Consider the following 15,032-nt stretch of genomic DNA (forward strand, 5'->3'; position numbering starts at 1 on the left):
CACTCACCCCAGTCACGTACTTATGTACGCTCTCGGGGATTCGTTCCCTTGCCGCCTTCCTGCAACTCGAATTATTTAGGGGATATTGTGTTGTGACAGCCTTATCCTGACAGGCGCCTGAGAAAAGCGTTTGCCTGCATCTGCCAGATTATTTGTCAGCCTTGCCAGGTTAAAAAAAGAGCAGGGATACATCACATGCGCGTGCAGAACAATCCCCTCTCCCCTTTGGGGAGAGGGTCAGGGTGAGGGACGTTAGCTGAAATCGCCCTGCTGGCGCGCCACCAGCGTCAGGATGGAGTAGAGCGCCACGGCCTGCTGGTGCTGGTTGAAGATCTCAACCGCCCACTCCACCACGCCGGTTGGTTTTTCCTCGGCGGTACGCTGTTTCTTCAGCGTTTTACGTTTGCAGGTCAGACGCACCTGAATGGTATCGCCAGGCTTAACCGGCTCGATAAAGCGCAGATTTTCCATGCCGTAGTTGGCAATAACCGGCCCGATGCCCGCATCAACAAACAGTCCCGCAGCGGCGGAGATTAGGAAGTAGCCGTGCACCACGCGCTCGCCAAAGATCGACTCCGCTGCGCCGATCTTGTCCATATGGGCGTAGAAGTGGTCCCCGCTCAGGCAGGCAAAGTTCACGATGTCGGCTTCCGTGAGGGTGCGGCGCGGCGTCAGCAGGCTGTCGCCCGGCTGCAGCTCCTCGAAGTATTTGCGGAACGGATGCACGCGATCTTCCTGCACCGCTGCGCCACGCACCCACTGTTTGCCAATGGCCGCCAGCATCGTCGGGCTGCCCTGAATCGCCGTGCGCTGCAGGTAGTGCTTCACCGCGCGCAGGCCGCCCAGCTCTTCGCCGCCGCCCGCGCGGCCCGGGCCGCCGTGCACCAGCTGAGGCAGCGGGGAGCCGTGGCCGGTAGACTCTTTGGATGATTCCTCGTTAAGGATCTGAATGCGCCCGTGGGCGCGCGCCGCGCCGGCAATAAACTGGCGGGCAATGGCCGAATCGGCGGTAACCAGCGTACCGGCCAGGCTGCCGCCGCCCGCGCGGGCAAGCTGCATCGCGTGGCGGGCGTTGCGATACGGCATCAGCGTCGCAACCGGGCCGAAGGCTTCGGTTGAGTGCACCGCCGGGGTTTCATCCGGCTGCGGGCAGAACAGCAGGGTCGGCGGGAAGAACGCGCCCGCGGCCTGCAAATCCGCTTTGCCGCCCAGACGGATCTGGCAGCCTGCGGCGATCAGTTGCTCCACCTTCTCCTGCACGTCCGCGCGCTGTTCGGCGTTGACCAGCGCCCCCATCTTCACCCCTTCCTGCGCCGGGTCGCCCACCACCACTTTTTCCAGGCGGGCAATCAGCGCCTGGCTCACCGCGTCAATCTGGTTTTGCGGGACGATAATCCGGCGAATGGCCGTACATTTTTGCCCGGCCTTAGCGGTCATCTCGCGGACGACTTCCCGGACGAACAGCGCAAACTCCGGCTGGTCTGGCGTAACGTCTTCCCCCAGCACGCAGCAGTTCAGGGAGTCGGCCTCCATGGTGAACGGAATCGAATTCGCCACGATATTCGGGTGCACGCGCAGGCTTTGCCCGGTGCTGGCGGAGCCGGTAAAGGTCACGACGTCCTGGCTGTCGAGCTGGTCGAGCAGATCCCCCGCGCCGCCGCAGATCAGGCTGATGGCGCCGTCCGGCACCAGCCCGCTGTCGACGATGGATTTCACCATCGCCTGCGTCACCTGTGCGGTAGCGGTAGCGGGTTTGATGATGGCGGGCATCCCGGCAAGCCAGGTCGGCGCCAGCTTTTCCAGCATCCCCCAGCAGGGGAAGTTAAAGGCGTTGATGTGCACCGCCACGCCGGATTTGGAGGTGAGGACGTGGCGCGCCGCAAAGCCGCCTTCTTTCGACAGGGGGATTAACTCGTCTTCCGGCCACAGGGTGTCATCCGGCAGCTCGCGGCTGCCCAGGCTGGCGTAAGTGAAGAGGGTGCCGATGCCGCCTTCAATATCCACCCAGCTGTCCGCCTTCGTCGCCCCGGTCTGGGCCGACAGGGCATAAAACGTCTCTTTCTCGCTCAGCAGGTGCTTTGCCACCGCCTTCAGCATGGCAGCACGTTCGATAAAGGTCATCTCGTGAAGCGCTTCCCCGCCGCGCTCAATCGCATAGCGACGGGCGGCCGCCATGTCCAGCCCTTCGCTGGTCACGCTCCACAGGGCTTCGCCACTGATGGCGTGATGAATAGTGCGCTCGCGGCCCCGGCCAGACTGCCAGGTACCGGATAAGAAGCTGGCTAACTGCTGCATCGCTTATCTCCAAATGTTACGTAATTTACTCATTAATAGTTTGATCGTGAATCATAAAAATCAAGCTGAGTTTTTAATGAATTGTTAACGTTGTGATCTGGCTGGATGAATCTCATCGCTTGGAGATGCTTTCTGAAAGGCCTGATGCAAAAGCCTTGCGAGCAGCATCACAAAACCAGGAAACAATTCTTGGGGTTATATTTAACCTATGTGTAACTTTTAAAAAACAAAGTGATTCAACATTACGCCTTAATTTGCAAACTAACGAATCATAAAGGTGATGACGTGACGCAAGAACAACGGTTTGAGCAGCGCATAGCGCAGGAGACGGCGATTGAGCCTCAGGACTGGATGCCTGACGCCTACCGTAAGACGTTGATCCGCCAGATTGGTCAGCATGCGCACTCCGAAATTGTCGGCATGCTGCCGGAAGGGAACTGGATCGCCCGCGCGCCGACGCTGCGCCGAAAAGCGATCCTGCTGGCGAAAGTTCAGGACGAAGCCGGGCACGGGCTCTATCTCTACAGCGCGGCGGAAACGCTGGGCTGCGCGCGGGAAGACATCTACCAGAAAATGCTCGACGGCAGGATGAAATACTCCTCCATCTTCAACTATCCGACCCTGAGCTGGGCCGATATCGGCGTGATCGGCTGGCTGGTGGACGGTGCCGCTATCGTCAACCAGGTGGCGCTGTGCCGGACCTCCTACGGTCCGTATGCCCGCGCGATGGTGAAAATCTGTAAAGAAGAGAGCTTCCACCAGCGCCAGGGCTTTGAGGCCTGCATGGCGCTGGCGCAGGGCAGCGAGGCCCAGCGCCAGATGCTGCAGGACGCCATCAACCGCTTCTGGTGGCCAGCGCTGATGATGTTCGGGCCGAACGACGACAACTCGCCGAACAGCGCCCGCAGCCTGGCCTGGAAAATCAAACGCTTCGGCAATGACGAACTTCGCCAGCGCTTTGTCGACAACACGGTGCCGCAGGTGGAGATGCTGGGCATGACGGTGCCGGATCCCGACCTGCGATTTGATGAAGAGAGCGGTCATTATCGCTTCGGCGAGATCGACTGGCATGAGTTTGACGAGGTCATTAGCGGGCGCGGCATCTGCAACTACGAGCGCCTGGCCGCCAAACGTAAAGCCTGGGAAGAGGGGGCGTGGGTGCGCGAAGCCGCACTGGCGCACGCGGAAAAACAACATGCCCGCAAAGTGGCTTAAGAGGAATCACGATGAGCAACGTCTACTGGCCGCTGTACGAAGTGTTCGTACGCAGCAAACAAGGGTTATCCCACCGTCACGTGGGCAGTCTGCATGCCGCCGACGATCGCATGGCGCTGGAAAATGCGCGCGACGCCTACACCCGGCGCAGCGAAGGGTGTTCTGTCTGGGTGGTTAAGGCGAGCGAGATTGTCGCCTCCCAGCCGGAAGAGAGCGGTGAGTTCTTCGACCCGGCGGAAAGCAAGGTTTACCGTCATCCGACGTTCTACACCATCCCCGACGGCATCGAGCATATGTGAGGCAAAGAATGAATTCAGTGACTGCCTATGCCCTGCGTCTGGGCGACAACGGTCTGGTGCTTTCCCAGCGTCTCGGCGCCTGGTGCGGCCACGCGCCAGAGCTGGAAATCGACCTCGCGCTCGCCAATATCGGTCTCGACCTGCTGGGCCAGGCGCGCAATTTCCTGACCTATGCCGCGGAGCGGGAAGGCCGGGGCGATGAAGACACGCTGGCGTTTGGCCGCGACGAGCGCCAGTTCCGCAACGTCCTGCTGGTGGAGCAGCCGAACGGCAGCTTCGCCGACACCATTGCCCGCCAGTACCTGATGGATGCCTGGAACGTGGCGCTGTACGAACGGCTGACTCAAAGCAGCGACGGCCAGCTTGCGGCCATCGCCGCCAAAGCGATTAAAGAGGCGCGCTACCACCTGCGCTTCAGCCGCGGCTGGCTGGTGCGTCTGGGCGACGGGACCGAAACGTCCGCGCAAAAAATGCAGCAGGCTATCGACAACCTGTGGCGTTTTACGGCGGAGCTGTTTGAAGCCGATGACGTCGAGCTGGCCCTGATTGACTCCGGCGTGGCGGTTGACCCGCGCGTCCTGCGCCAGCCGTGGGAAAGCGAAGTCTTTGCCGGTCTCAATGAAGGCTGCCTGCAGGTTCCCGCAGAGGTGGCGTACCGCACCGGGGGCAAGAGGGGGCTGCATACCGAACATCTGGGCCCGATGCTGGCGGAAATGCAGTACCTCCAGCGCGCGTATCCCGGTCAGCAGTGGTAAAGGAGAACGCTATGCAACGCCTCGTCGACATTGCGCCTGCGCAAATTCCGCAGATCTGGTCGCTGTTAAGCCAGATCCCCGATCCGGAAGTGCCGGTATTAACCATCACCGATTTAGGCATGGTGCGCAGCGTGAAGGCGCAGGGGGAAGGCTGGGTCATTGGCTTCACGCCAACCTACTCGGGCTGCCCGGCAACGGAGCACCTGCTGGGGGCGATCCGCGACGCGATGACCGCGAACGGCTTTACCCCGGTACACATTGTGCTCCAGCTTGAGCCCGCCTGGACCACCGACTGGATGACCGCCGACGCGCGCGAGCGCCTGCGGGCGTACGGCATCAGCCCGCCCGTGGGGCATAGCTGCCACGCGCACGCGCCTGTGGAGGTGACCTGCCCGCGCTGCGCCAGCACCGACACCTCGCTTATCAGTGAATTTGGCTCGACGGCCTGCAAAGCGCTCTACCGCTGCAACACCTGCCGCGAGCCCTTCGACTATTTCAAATGCATTTGAGGCTGCCATGACAACGTTTCATTCATTAACAGTGGCAAAAGTGGAACCCGAAACCCGCGACGCGGTGACCATTACCTTCGCCGTGCCAAACGATTTGCAGGACGCCTACCGCTTCCGCCCCGGCCAGCACCTGACGTTAAAAACGAAGCTTGGCGGGGACGAGCTGCGCCGCTGCTACTCCATCTGCCGGAGTACCGCCCCGGGCGAAATCAGCGTGGCGGTCAAAGCCATCGACGGCGGGCGCTTTTCCCGCTATGCCCGGGATGAGATCAAAGCGGGTATGGCGCTGGAGGTGATGGTGCCTCAGGGGCAGTTTGGCTACCAGCCGCGGGCTGAACGCGAAGGCCACTATCTGGCGATTGCGGCAGGCTCCGGGATCACCCCGATGCTGGCGATTATCTCCGCGACGCTTGCGACCGAACCCAAGAGCCACTTCACCCTGATCTACGGCAACCGCAGCAGCCAGAGCATGATGTTCCGCCGGGCGCTGGCGGACCTGAAGGACAAGTACACGCAGCGGCTGCAGCTGGTCTCCATCTTCAGCCAGGAGCGGCTGGACAGCGATCTGCTTTATGGCCGCATCGACGGGGAAAAGCTGCAGGCGCTGGCGAAAACCCTGATTAACTTCCGCCAGTACGACGAGGCGTTTATCTGCGGCCCGTCGGCGATGATGGACGACGCCGAAGCGACGCTGAAGGCGCTGGGGATGCCGGACAAATCCATTCACCTCGAGCGCTTTAACACCCCGGGAACCACCGCTAAACGCGCGGTGCATGTCCAGGCGGAAGGACAGAAAGTGACCGTGCGCCAGGACGGGCGCGACCGAGAAATCACCCTGACGGCGGACGATGAAAGCATCCTGGATGCCGCCCTGCGTCAGGGGGCGGATCTCCCGTATGCCTGCAAGGGCGGCGTGTGCGCCACCTGTAAATGCAAAGTGCTGCGTGGGAAGGTGGACATGGCGACCAACTACAGCCTGGAGCCGGACGAGCTGGCCGCCGGATACGTGCTGAGCTGCCAGTCGCTGCCGTTAACCGCCGACGTGATTGTCGACTTCGACGCGAAGGGGATGGCATGAGCGAACTGATTGTTACCCGTCATGGCCGCGTGCTGCAGCTGACGCTAAACCGTCCGGCGGCGCGCAACGCCCTCAATAACGCGCTGTTAACCCAGATTGCCGAGCAGCTTGAGGACGCCGCAGCAGATGCCGACATCGCCGTCTGCGTGATTTACGGCAGCGAGCGCTGCTTTGCCGCCGGGGCCGATCTCAACGAAATGGCGGAGAAAGACCTGCCCGCCACGCTGAACGATATCCGCCCGCAGCTGTGGGCGCGGATTAACGCTTTTCCTAAACCGCTGATCGCTGCCGTGAACGGCTTCGCGCTGGGCGCAGGCTGCGAGCTGGCGCTGCTGTGCGACGCGATCGTTGCTGGCGATAACGCCCGTTTCGGCCTGCCGGAAATTACGCTGGGCATTATGCCCGGCGCGGGCGGCACCCAGCGTCTTATCCGCAGCGTTGGTAAATCGCTCGCCAGCAAAATGGTGCTGACCGGAGAGAGTATCTCCGCGCAGCAGGCGCTGAGCGCCGGGCTGGTGAGCGACGTCTTCCCACCAGCGCTGACGCTGGAGTATGCCCTGAAGCAGGCGGCGCTGATGGCGCGCCACTCTCCGCTGGCGCTGCAGGCGGCGAAACAGGCGCTGCGCCAGTCTCAGGAGGTGCCGCTCCAGGCCGGTCTGGCCCAGGAGCGCCAGCTGTTTACGCTGCTTTCTGCCACCGAAGACCGCCGGGAAGGCATCGACGCCTTCTTACAAAAACGCACCCCCGACTTTAAAGGACGCTAATTGTGGAATTTATTCTCAGTCATGTTGAGCAGGGCGTAATGACCATTACGCTGAACCGTCCGGAGCGTCTGAACAGCTTTAACGACGTGATGCACCAGCAGCTTGCCGAGTGCCTGAAACAGGCCGAGCGTGATGACACCGTTCGCTGTCTGCTGATCACCGGGGCGGGACGCGGGTTTTGCGCCGGTCAGGATCTGAACGACCGCAACGTCGACCCCAACGGTCCGGCGCCGGATCTGGGGATGTCCGTTGAAACCTTCTATAACCCGCTGGTGCGCCGCCTGGCAAAGCTGCCGAAACCGGTCATTTGTGCCGTTAACGGCGTGGCGGCCGGCGCGGGTGCCACGCTGGCGCTGGGGTGCGATATGGTCATTGCCGCCCGTTCCGCCAACTTCGTGATGGCTTTCAGCAAGCTCGGCCTGGTGCCGGACTGCGGCGGCACCTGGCTGCTGCCGCGCGTGGCCGGACGCGCCCGCGCTATGGGGCTGGCGCTGCTCGGCGACAAGCTCAGCGCCGAACAGGCGCAGGCGTGGGGAATGATCTGGCAGGTGGTGGATGACGAACAGCTCTCCGCTACGGCGCAGCAGATGGCGCTGCACTTTGCGTCTCAACCGACCTTCGGGCTGGGGCTGATCAAGCAGGCGATCAATGCCGCGGAAACCAACACCCTGGACGCCCAGCTCGATCTGGAGCGCGACTACCAGCGCCTGGCCGGGCGCAGCGACGACTACCGCGAGGGCGTCAGCGCCTTCCTGGCGAAGCGCGCGCCGAACTTTACGGGGAAATAAGATGCTGAACATACGGACTGTCGCCGTGATTGGCAGCGGCACGATGGGCGCAGGGATTGCCGAAGTCGCGGCCAGCCATGGGCATCAGGTGCTGATCTACGACATCTCCAGCGATGCGATATCGCGCGCCATCGACGGGATCCGCCAGCGTCTGGCCTCCCGGGTGACGCGCGGAAAACTCTCCGCCGATGCCGGGAGCCAGATCCTCGCCCGGCTGCTTCCGGTCACCGATATCGAGGCGCTCGCCGCGGCCGATCTGGTCATAGAAGCGGCCTCCGAGCGTCTGGAGGTGAAAAAGGCGCTGTTTGCACAGCTGGCTGAGATCTGCCCGCCGCAGACAGTGCTGACCAGCAATACCTCTTCCATCTCCGTTACGGCGATTGCGGCGGACGTCCACCACCCGGAGCGGGTCGCCGGACTGCATTTCTTCAACCCGGCGCCGGTGATGAAGCTGGTGGAGGTGGTCAGCGGGCTGGCGACCTCTCCGGAAGTGGCCGACGCGCTGTGCGAGCTGGCGCTGAACTGGGGCAAACAGCCCGTTCGCTGCCAGTCAACGCCGGGGTTCATCGTCAACCGCGTCGCGCGTCCGTTTTATTCCGAAGCCTGGCGCGCGCTGGAAGAACAGGTCGCGCCGCCGGAGGTGATTGATGCCGCCCTGCGCGACGGCGGCGGTTTCCCGATGGGGCCGCTGGAGCTGACCGACATGATTGGTCAGGACGTGAATTTCGCGGTGACCTGCTCGGTATTTAACGCCTTCTGGCAGGAGCGTCGTTTTCTGCCTTCGCTGGTGCAGCAGGAGCTGGTGCTGGCGGGAAGGCTGGGCAAAAAGAGCGGGAAGGGCGTCTACGACTGGCAGGGTGACAAACCCGCCGTGCAGTGGGTGCAGGCCGTGAACGACAGCTACAGCCCGATGCGCGTGGAAAGAATACGTGACGGTGTCACCGAAATTGATGATGTGTACCTGATTGAAACGCAGGGCGAAACCGCTCAGGCGCTGGCGCTGCGGCTCAACGGCCCGGTGGTGGTGGTGGACCGCATTGAGCGCGACGTGGCGGTGATTGCGGCGGCCGCCAGCAACCCGTACACCGCGACGCAAAAGGCCATCCGCTACCTGCAGCAGCAGGGTAACCGGGTGGTGCAAATTGCCGATTATCCCGGCCTGCTGGTCTGGCGCACGCTGGCAATGATTGCCAACGAAGCGCTGGATGCCTTGCAAAAAGGGGTCGCCAGCGAGAAGGACATCGATACCGCCATGCGCCTGGGCGTGAACTACCCTAGCGGGCCGATCGCCTGGGGCGAGCGGCTGGGCTGGCAGCGCCTGCTGACGCTGCTGGAGAACCTGCAGCGTCATTACGGCGAGGAGCGCTATCGCCCCTGTTCACTGCTGCGCCAGCGTGCGCTTCTGGAGAGTAGCTATGAGTCATAACGCCTGGCATAACGCCCGCGCGATGTACGAACGGGACGCCTGCGCGCAGGCGATGGGAATGGAAATTGTCGACATGGACGAGGGCTACGCGGTGGTGACCATGACCATCACCCCGCAGATGCTGAACGGCCATGAAACCTGCCACGGCGGACAGCTTTTTTCGCTGGCAGACACCGCCTTTGCCTACGCCTGCAACAGCCAGGGGCTGGCGGCGGTAGCTTCAGGCTGCTCGATTGATTTTCTGCGTCCGGGCTTTGCCGGGGACACGCTCACCGCCACCGCGCGGGTGATGCATCAGGGCAAGCTGACCGGCGTGTATGACATTGAAATCCAGAACCAACAACAGAAAACCGTCGCCCTTTTTCGCGGGAAATCTCACCGCATCGGCGGCAGCGTGACAGGAGAGGCCTGATGCGTGACGCATTTATTTGTGATGGCGTTCGAACCCCGGTGGGTCGCTACGGCGGCGCGCTTGCCGCAGTCCGGACCGACGATCTCGGTGCCGTGCCGCTGCGCGCGCTGCTGGCCCGCTATCCCCAACTCGACCTCGAGCGGATCGACGATGTGATTTTCGGCTGCGCTAACCAGGCGGGGGAAGATAACCGCAACGTAGCGCGCATGTCGTCCCTGCTGGCCGGGCTGCCGCAGACGGTGTCCGGAACCACCATTAACCGCCTGTGCGGATCGGGGCTGGACGCGATTGGTTTTGCTGCCCGCGCCATTAAGGCGGGCGATGGCGAGCTGCTGATTGCGGGCGGCGTGGAGTCGATGTCGCGCGCGCCGTTTGTGATGGGCAAAGCCACCGCCGCGTTTCAGCGTCAGGCGGAAATCTTTGATACCACTATCGGCTGGCGATTTGTGAATCCGCTCATGCATCAGCAATTCGGAACTGACAGTATGCCGGAAACGGCAGAGAATGTAGCTGAATTGTTAAATATCAGCCGTGCCGATCAGGACGCGTTCGCGCTGCGCAGCCAGCAGCGTACCGCGCAGGCTCAGCAGAACGGCATTCTGGCGCAGGAGATTGTGTCGGTACCGGTGCCGGGAAAAAAAGGGACGGTCACTGAGTTCAGCGTGGATGAACATCCGCGCGCGGACACCACGCTCGAACAGCTCGCCGGGCTAAAAACGCCGTTCCGTAAGAACGGGGTGGTCACTGCGGGGAATGCCTCCGGCGTCAACGACGGCGCTGCGGCGCTGATCGTCGCCAGCGAGAAGATGGCGCTGGCGCAGGGATTGGTCCCGCGCACGCGGATCGTGGCGATGGCGACGGCAGGCGTGGAGCCACGTCTGATGGGGCTCGGCCCGGTCCCGGCGACCCGCAAGGTGCTGGAACGCGCAGGACTCAGCATTAACGATATGGACATTGTCGAGCTTAACGAAGCTTTCGCCTCGCAGGCGCTGGGCGTGCTGCGTCAGCTGGGCCTGCCGGATGATGCCGCGCACGTTAACCCGAACGGTGGCGCGATTGCGCTGGGCCACCCGCTGGGGATGAGCGGTGCCAGGCTGGCGCTGGCCGCGAGCAATGAACTGCACCGACGCGGCGGGCGCTACGCGCTGTGTACGATGTGCATCGGTGTGGGTCAGGGCATTGCCATGATCCTTGAGCGTGTTTGAGCATAAAAACAATGTGAGTACCCTACAATGACAAATACAACAAAGCTTGATCCGATTGAAACGGCCTCCCTTGACGAGCTACAGGCGCTGCAGACCGAGCGTCTGAAATGGACGCTGCATCACGCCTACAACAACGTGCCGATGTACAAACGCAAGTTTGACGCGGCGGGCGTTCACCCTGACGATTTCAACGAGCTGGCGGATATCCGTAAATTCCCGTGCACCACCAAGCAGGACCTGCGGGATAACTATCCGTTCGATACCTTTGCCGTGCCGATGGAGCAGGTGGTGCGTATTCACGCCTCATCCGGCACCACCGGCAAACCGACCGTTGTCGGCTATACGCAGGGCGACATCGACAACTGGGCCAATCTGGTGGCCCGCTCCCTGCGCGCCGCGGGCGGTAGCGCGAAGGACAAAATTCACGTGGCGTATGGCTACGGCCTGTTTACCGGCGGGCTGGGGGCGCACTATGGCGCCGAGCGTTTAGGCGCGACGGTGATCCCGATGTCCGGCGGCCAGACGGAGAAACAGGCGCAGCTGATCCGTGATTTCCAGCCGGATATGATCATGGTGACGCCGTCCTACTGCCTCAACCTGATTGAGGAGCTGGAGCGCCAGATGGGCGGCGATGCCAGCGGCTGTTCCCTGCGCGTGGGCGTCTTCGGCGCCGAGCCGTGGACGCAGGCCATGCGGCGCGAAATTGAAAAACGCTTGGGCATTACGGCGCTGGACATTTATGGCCTCTCCGAGGTGATGGGGCCGGGCGTGGCGATGGAGTGTATCGAAACCGTCGACGGCCCGACCATCTGGGAAGATCACTTCTACCCGGAGATCGTCAACCCGAACGACGGCACGCCGCTGGATGACGGACAGCATGGCGAACTGCTGTTCACCACGCTGACCAAAGAGGCGCTGCCGGTAATCCGCTACCGCACCCGCGATCTAACGCGTCTGCTCCCGGCAACCGCGCGCAGCATGCGCCGCATGGACCGCATCAGCGGGCGCAGTGACGATATGCTGATCATCCGCGGCGTCAACGTCTTCCCGTCGCAGCTGGAAGAGGAGATCGTCAAGTTCGAACACCTTTCTCCGCACTATCAGCTGGAGGTGAACCGTCGCGGGCATCTTGATTCACTTTCCGTGAAGGTCGAGCTGAAAGAGAGTAGCCTCACGCTGACCCATGAGCAGCGTTGCCAGGTGTGCCACCAGCTTCGCCACCGCATTAAGTCGATGGTGGGGATTTCCACCGACGTAATGATTGTTAACTGCGGCAGCATCCCGCGCTCGGAGGGCAAAGCCTGCCGGGTGTTTGACTTGCGTAAAGCTGCGGCCAACGGCTAAGTTTTCCCTCACCCCGGCCCTCTCCCAAAGGGAGAGGGTGTAAACAGTTCCCTCTCCCTTTGGGAGAGGGTTAGGGTGAGGGGGAAACCCCAAAATCCTATGCTATGATTCATCCAGGACAAAAATAACAACAGAATGAATCACATGAATAAACTCGACGCCTTTATCCAGCACGCGGTCAGCTCCGTTCCCGTCAGCGGGACCTCGCTTATCTCCTCGTTATACGGTGACGCGCTTTCCCATCGCGGCGGTGAGATTTGGCTCGGTAGCCTGGCCGCCCTGCTGGAAGGCATGGGGTTTGGCGAGCGCTTCGTGCGCACCGCGCTGTTTCGCCTCAACAAAGAGGGCTGGCTGGACGTTTCCCGCATCGGACGTCGCAGCTTTTACCGCCTGAGCGATAAGGGGCTTCGCCTGACGCGTCGCGCGGAGAATAAGATTTACCGTGCGGAATTGCCCGCATGGGACGGCAAATGGCTGTTGCTGCTCTCCGAAGGTCTGGATAAAACCACCCTTGCCGACGTCAAAAAACAGCTGATCTGGCAGGGGTTTGGCACGCTGGCGCCGAGCCTGATGGCCTCGCCGTCGCAGCATCTGGCGGACGTGCAGTCTCTGCTTCACGATGCCGGCGTGGCGGAAAACGTAATTTTCTTTGAAGCCCACTCGCCGCTGGCGCTCTCCCGTGCCGCGCTGCGTTCGCGGGTGGAGGAGTGCTGGCAGTTAACCGAGCAAAACGCGATGTACGAGACGTTCATCGATTCATTCCGTCCGCTGCTGCCGCTGTTGAAAGAGGCCGCGCCGGAGGAGCTGACGCCGGAACGCTGTTTCCAGATCCAGCTGCTGCTGATTCACTTTTATCGTCGCGTGGTGCTGAAAGATCCGCTGCTGCCGGAAGAGTTGCTGCCCGCGCACTGGGCGGGGCAAAGCGCCCGACAGCTCTGCATTAACATCTATCAGCGTGTCGCGCCGGGGGCGCTGGCGTTTGTCAGCGAGAAGGGCGAAACCTCCGTGGGCGAACTGCCCGTGCCCGGCACGCTCTACTATCAACGCTTTGGTGGTCTTACAAGCGCATAAGGAGCGAAGATGCCAGTTTATCAAATTGACGGTCTGACGCCGGTCGTACCGGACGAGAGCTATGTTCACCCGACGGCGGTGCTGATTGGCGACGTGATTCTGGGCAAAGGCGTTTACGTCGGTCCTAACGCCAGCCTGCGCGGTGATTTTGGCCGTATCGTGGTGAAAGACGGTGCCAACATTCAGGATAACTGCGTGATGCACGGCTTCCCGGAGCAGGACACGGTGGTGGAAGAGGACGGGCATATCGGCCACAGCGCCATTCTCCACGGCTGCGTGATCCGCCGCAATGCGCTGGTGGGCATGAACGCGGTGGTGATGGACGGCGCGGTCATCGGTGAAAACAGCATCGTCGGCGCGGCGGCGTTCGTGAAGGCGAAAGCGGAGATGCCCGCTAACCATTTGATCATCGGCAGCCCGGCCAAAGCGATTCGCGAGCTGAGCGAGCAGGAGCTGGCGTGGAAGCAGCAGGGCACGCGGGAGTATCAGGTGCTGGTGGAGCGCTGCAAGCTAACTATGCACCAGGTGGAGCCGCTGCGAGACGTTGAGCCTGACCGGAAACGACTGGCGTTTGATGAGAACTTAAGGCCGAAGTCGGCGGTGTAGGGCTCAGACCGTCTTTTTTCGCCATATCCATCAACAGCGCGATGCCGATGTAATTACTCCAGTTAAAGGTATTTTGCAGCACCACCACCGCATTGCCTTTTTCTTTGTCATAGCCGATAAAGCTGGAGTAGCCGCCGATATAGCCGACCTGATAGGTGATTTTTTCCAGACCGATAAAGTCGGTGGTCCAGGCAATACCCTGCACTCCGTCAGGGCGTTGAATATCGGTATTTCTCACTTCGGCAAAGACATTGTCCAGCAGGGGACTGTGGGTCGTCGATACGTGATAGCGGGCATAGGCCGCCAGATCTTCGGCGTTGCTGTACAAGCTCGCTGCCGCCACCATGTTGTTGGAAAAATGCCAGTCCGGGGTGAGCTGCCCGCGCGGGATAAATTTCGGCTGATCGCCCGCGTGGCCGAGCGCCCGCTGCGGGTAGCCTTTGAGCTGCTGGGGTATAAAGCTGCTGTTAGCCATTTGCAGCGGACGGAAAATATAGCGCGAGGCTAAACTCTGGATATCTTCGCCGGTCTTGTGCTTCAGGATATAGCCGATCAGGGCGTAGCCGGTATTGGAATATTGCGGCACTTTATTCTTTGGCGCCCGCCAGTCGGCGAGGTAGCGCAGCACGTTATCGCTGTCCAGCTCGCTATAGAAATTTTCGCCCGTGCTTAAATAGCCGATGAATTTCCCAAGCATCGGAACATCCATATTCTGACGCGGCAGGCCGGAGGTGTGGGTTACCAGTTCAAGCAGGGTGATTTTTTGTGCATCCGCGCTAAGCGGCGTCCCCGGCGGTAGCAATGTCGCCAGGTTATCGTTCCAGTTCAGTTGCCCTTCATTCACCAGACAAGCCACCACTTCCGCCGTGATCCCTTTACTGAGCGAGCCGAGCGCAAACAGGGTGTCGGGCCTGACCGGATAGCGATTGACCGCATCGGTTACGCCCCAGGTGTAAAACTGCGGCGAGCCGTGATTATGGATCACCGCGACCGTCATCCCGGGAACGGATTTTTGCGCCATATAGTGACGCACCACGCTGTCAACGTCGCCATCCAGCGAATCATGGGTGAGAAGTTCCTGAGTACCTTCCGGGGAGGACATCTGTGAAAGCGTGCCACAGCCGCTGAGGAGTGGGAGAGTAAGCAGAAGCCAGCGAATTTTTTTTGTTATGTTCTGCATACCTGATAGCGAGTGTGGTGGTCATTGGCGCGCCAGGAATGTATCACAAATAGCCTGCCTGAATGTAAACTTTCTAAACGGCGGC

The 15,032-nt window shown here is 61.4% G+C and carries 15 protein-coding genes; 13 read left to right on the forward strand and 2 right to left on the reverse strand.

Going from position 1 to position 15,032, the window contains the following annotated elements; translation table 11 throughout:
• Positions 1–252: 252 nt before the first annotated feature.
• A complete protein-coding gene (gene paaZ, locus NWV12_RS10340; RefSeq protein WP_048980792.1) occupies positions 253–2,295 on the reverse strand; it encodes a phenylacetic acid degradation bifunctional protein PaaZ in 2,043 nt (680 codons plus the stop codon).
• Between the two features lie 285 nt (positions 2,296–2,580).
• On the opposite strand from paaZ, the gene paaA reads away from it, so the two are divergent.
• The 13 genes from paaA (at position 2,581) to paaY (ending at position 13,767) form a co-directional block, all read left to right on the forward strand.
• Positions 2,581–3,510, forward strand: a complete 930-nt coding sequence (paaA, locus tag NWV12_RS10345; protein WP_048980793.1) for a 1,2-phenylacetyl-CoA epoxidase subunit PaaA — start codon at positions 2,581–2,583, stop codon at positions 3,508–3,510.
• A gap of 11 nt (positions 3,511–3,521) precedes the next feature.
• Positions 3,522–3,809: a 1,2-phenylacetyl-CoA epoxidase subunit PaaB gene (gene paaB, locus NWV12_RS10350; protein WP_033145422.1), complete on the forward strand. Its 288-nt coding sequence runs from the start codon at positions 3,522–3,524 to the stop codon at positions 3,807–3,809.
• Between the two features lie 8 nt (positions 3,810–3,817).
• Complete coding sequence (gene paaC / locus NWV12_RS10355) at positions 3,818–4,564, forward strand: 1,2-phenylacetyl-CoA epoxidase subunit PaaC (protein WP_048980794.1); 747 nt, start codon at positions 3,818–3,820, stop codon at positions 4,562–4,564.
• A gap of 11 nt (positions 4,565–4,575) precedes the next feature.
• Positions 4,576–5,073, forward strand: a complete 498-nt coding sequence (gene paaD, locus NWV12_RS10360; RefSeq protein WP_048980795.1) for a 1,2-phenylacetyl-CoA epoxidase subunit PaaD — start codon at positions 4,576–4,578, stop codon at positions 5,071–5,073.
• 7 nt (positions 5,074–5,080) lie between these two features.
• Positions 5,081–6,151: a 1,2-phenylacetyl-CoA epoxidase subunit PaaE gene (gene paaE, locus NWV12_RS10365; protein WP_101744547.1), complete on the forward strand. Its 1,071-nt coding sequence runs from the start codon at positions 5,081–5,083 to the stop codon at positions 6,149–6,151.
• Positions 6,148–6,915, forward strand: a complete 768-nt coding sequence (gene paaF, locus NWV12_RS10370; protein WP_039262616.1) for a 2,3-dehydroadipyl-CoA hydratase PaaF — start codon at positions 6,148–6,150, stop codon at positions 6,913–6,915. Before paaE ends, paaF begins: the two co-directional genes overlap by 4 nt.
• Positions 6,915–7,703, forward strand: coding sequence for a 2-(1,2-epoxy-1,2-dihydrophenyl)acetyl-CoA isomerase PaaG (paaG, locus tag NWV12_RS10375; RefSeq protein ID WP_094935220.1), 789 nt, complete (start codon positions 6,915–6,917; stop codon positions 7,701–7,703). Before paaF ends, paaG begins: the two co-directional genes overlap by 1 nt.
• Before the next feature lies 1 nt (position 7,704).
• Positions 7,705–9,129, forward strand: a complete 1,425-nt coding sequence (gene paaH / locus NWV12_RS10380) for a 3-hydroxyacyl-CoA dehydrogenase PaaH (protein WP_048980797.1) — start codon at positions 7,705–7,707, stop codon at positions 9,127–9,129.
• Positions 9,119–9,541, forward strand: coding sequence for a hydroxyphenylacetyl-CoA thioesterase PaaI (gene paaI, locus NWV12_RS10385; RefSeq protein ID WP_048980798.1), 423 nt, complete (start codon positions 9,119–9,121; stop codon positions 9,539–9,541). The genes paaH and paaI overlap by 11 nt, the downstream gene beginning before the upstream one ends.
• Positions 9,541–10,746, forward strand: coding sequence for a 3-oxoadipyl-CoA thiolase (pcaF, locus tag NWV12_RS10390; RefSeq protein ID WP_048980799.1), 1,206 nt, complete (start codon positions 9,541–9,543; stop codon positions 10,744–10,746). Before paaI ends, pcaF begins: the two co-directional genes overlap by 1 nt.
• 27 nt (positions 10,747–10,773) lie before the next feature.
• Positions 10,774–12,090, forward strand: a complete 1,317-nt coding sequence (gene paaK / locus NWV12_RS10395; RefSeq protein WP_048980800.1) for a phenylacetate--CoA ligase PaaK — start codon at positions 10,774–10,776, stop codon at positions 12,088–12,090.
• 135 nt (positions 12,091–12,225) lie between these two features.
• On the forward strand, positions 12,226–13,161 hold the full coding sequence (gene paaX, locus NWV12_RS10400; RefSeq protein ID WP_033145431.1) for a phenylacetic acid degradation operon negative regulatory protein PaaX: 936 nt from the start codon (positions 12,226–12,228) through the stop codon (positions 13,159–13,161).
• Positions 13,162–13,170: 9 nt separating this feature from the next.
• Complete coding sequence (gene paaY / locus NWV12_RS10405; RefSeq protein ID WP_045888537.1) at positions 13,171–13,767, forward strand: phenylacetic acid degradation protein PaaY; 597 nt, start codon at positions 13,171–13,173, stop codon at positions 13,765–13,767.
• Here the strand turns inward: paaY and NWV12_RS10410 are convergent.
• Positions 13,676–14,947 carry a serine hydrolase gene (locus NWV12_RS10410; RefSeq protein ID WP_048980803.1) on the reverse strand — a complete coding sequence of 424 codons (1,272 nt, stop codon included), beginning with the start codon at positions 14,945–14,947 and terminating at the stop codon, positions 13,676–13,678. The two genes, paaY and NWV12_RS10410, sit on opposite strands and share 92 nt — an antisense overlap.
• Positions 14,948–15,032 lie beyond the last annotated feature (85 nt).

Origin of the sequence: Enterobacter sp. Crenshaw (assembly GCF_024734705.1) — a bacterium.
In the GTDB taxonomy this organism is placed as follows: Bacteria; Pseudomonadota; Gammaproteobacteria; order Enterobacterales; family Enterobacteriaceae; genus Enterobacter; species Enterobacter asburiae_B.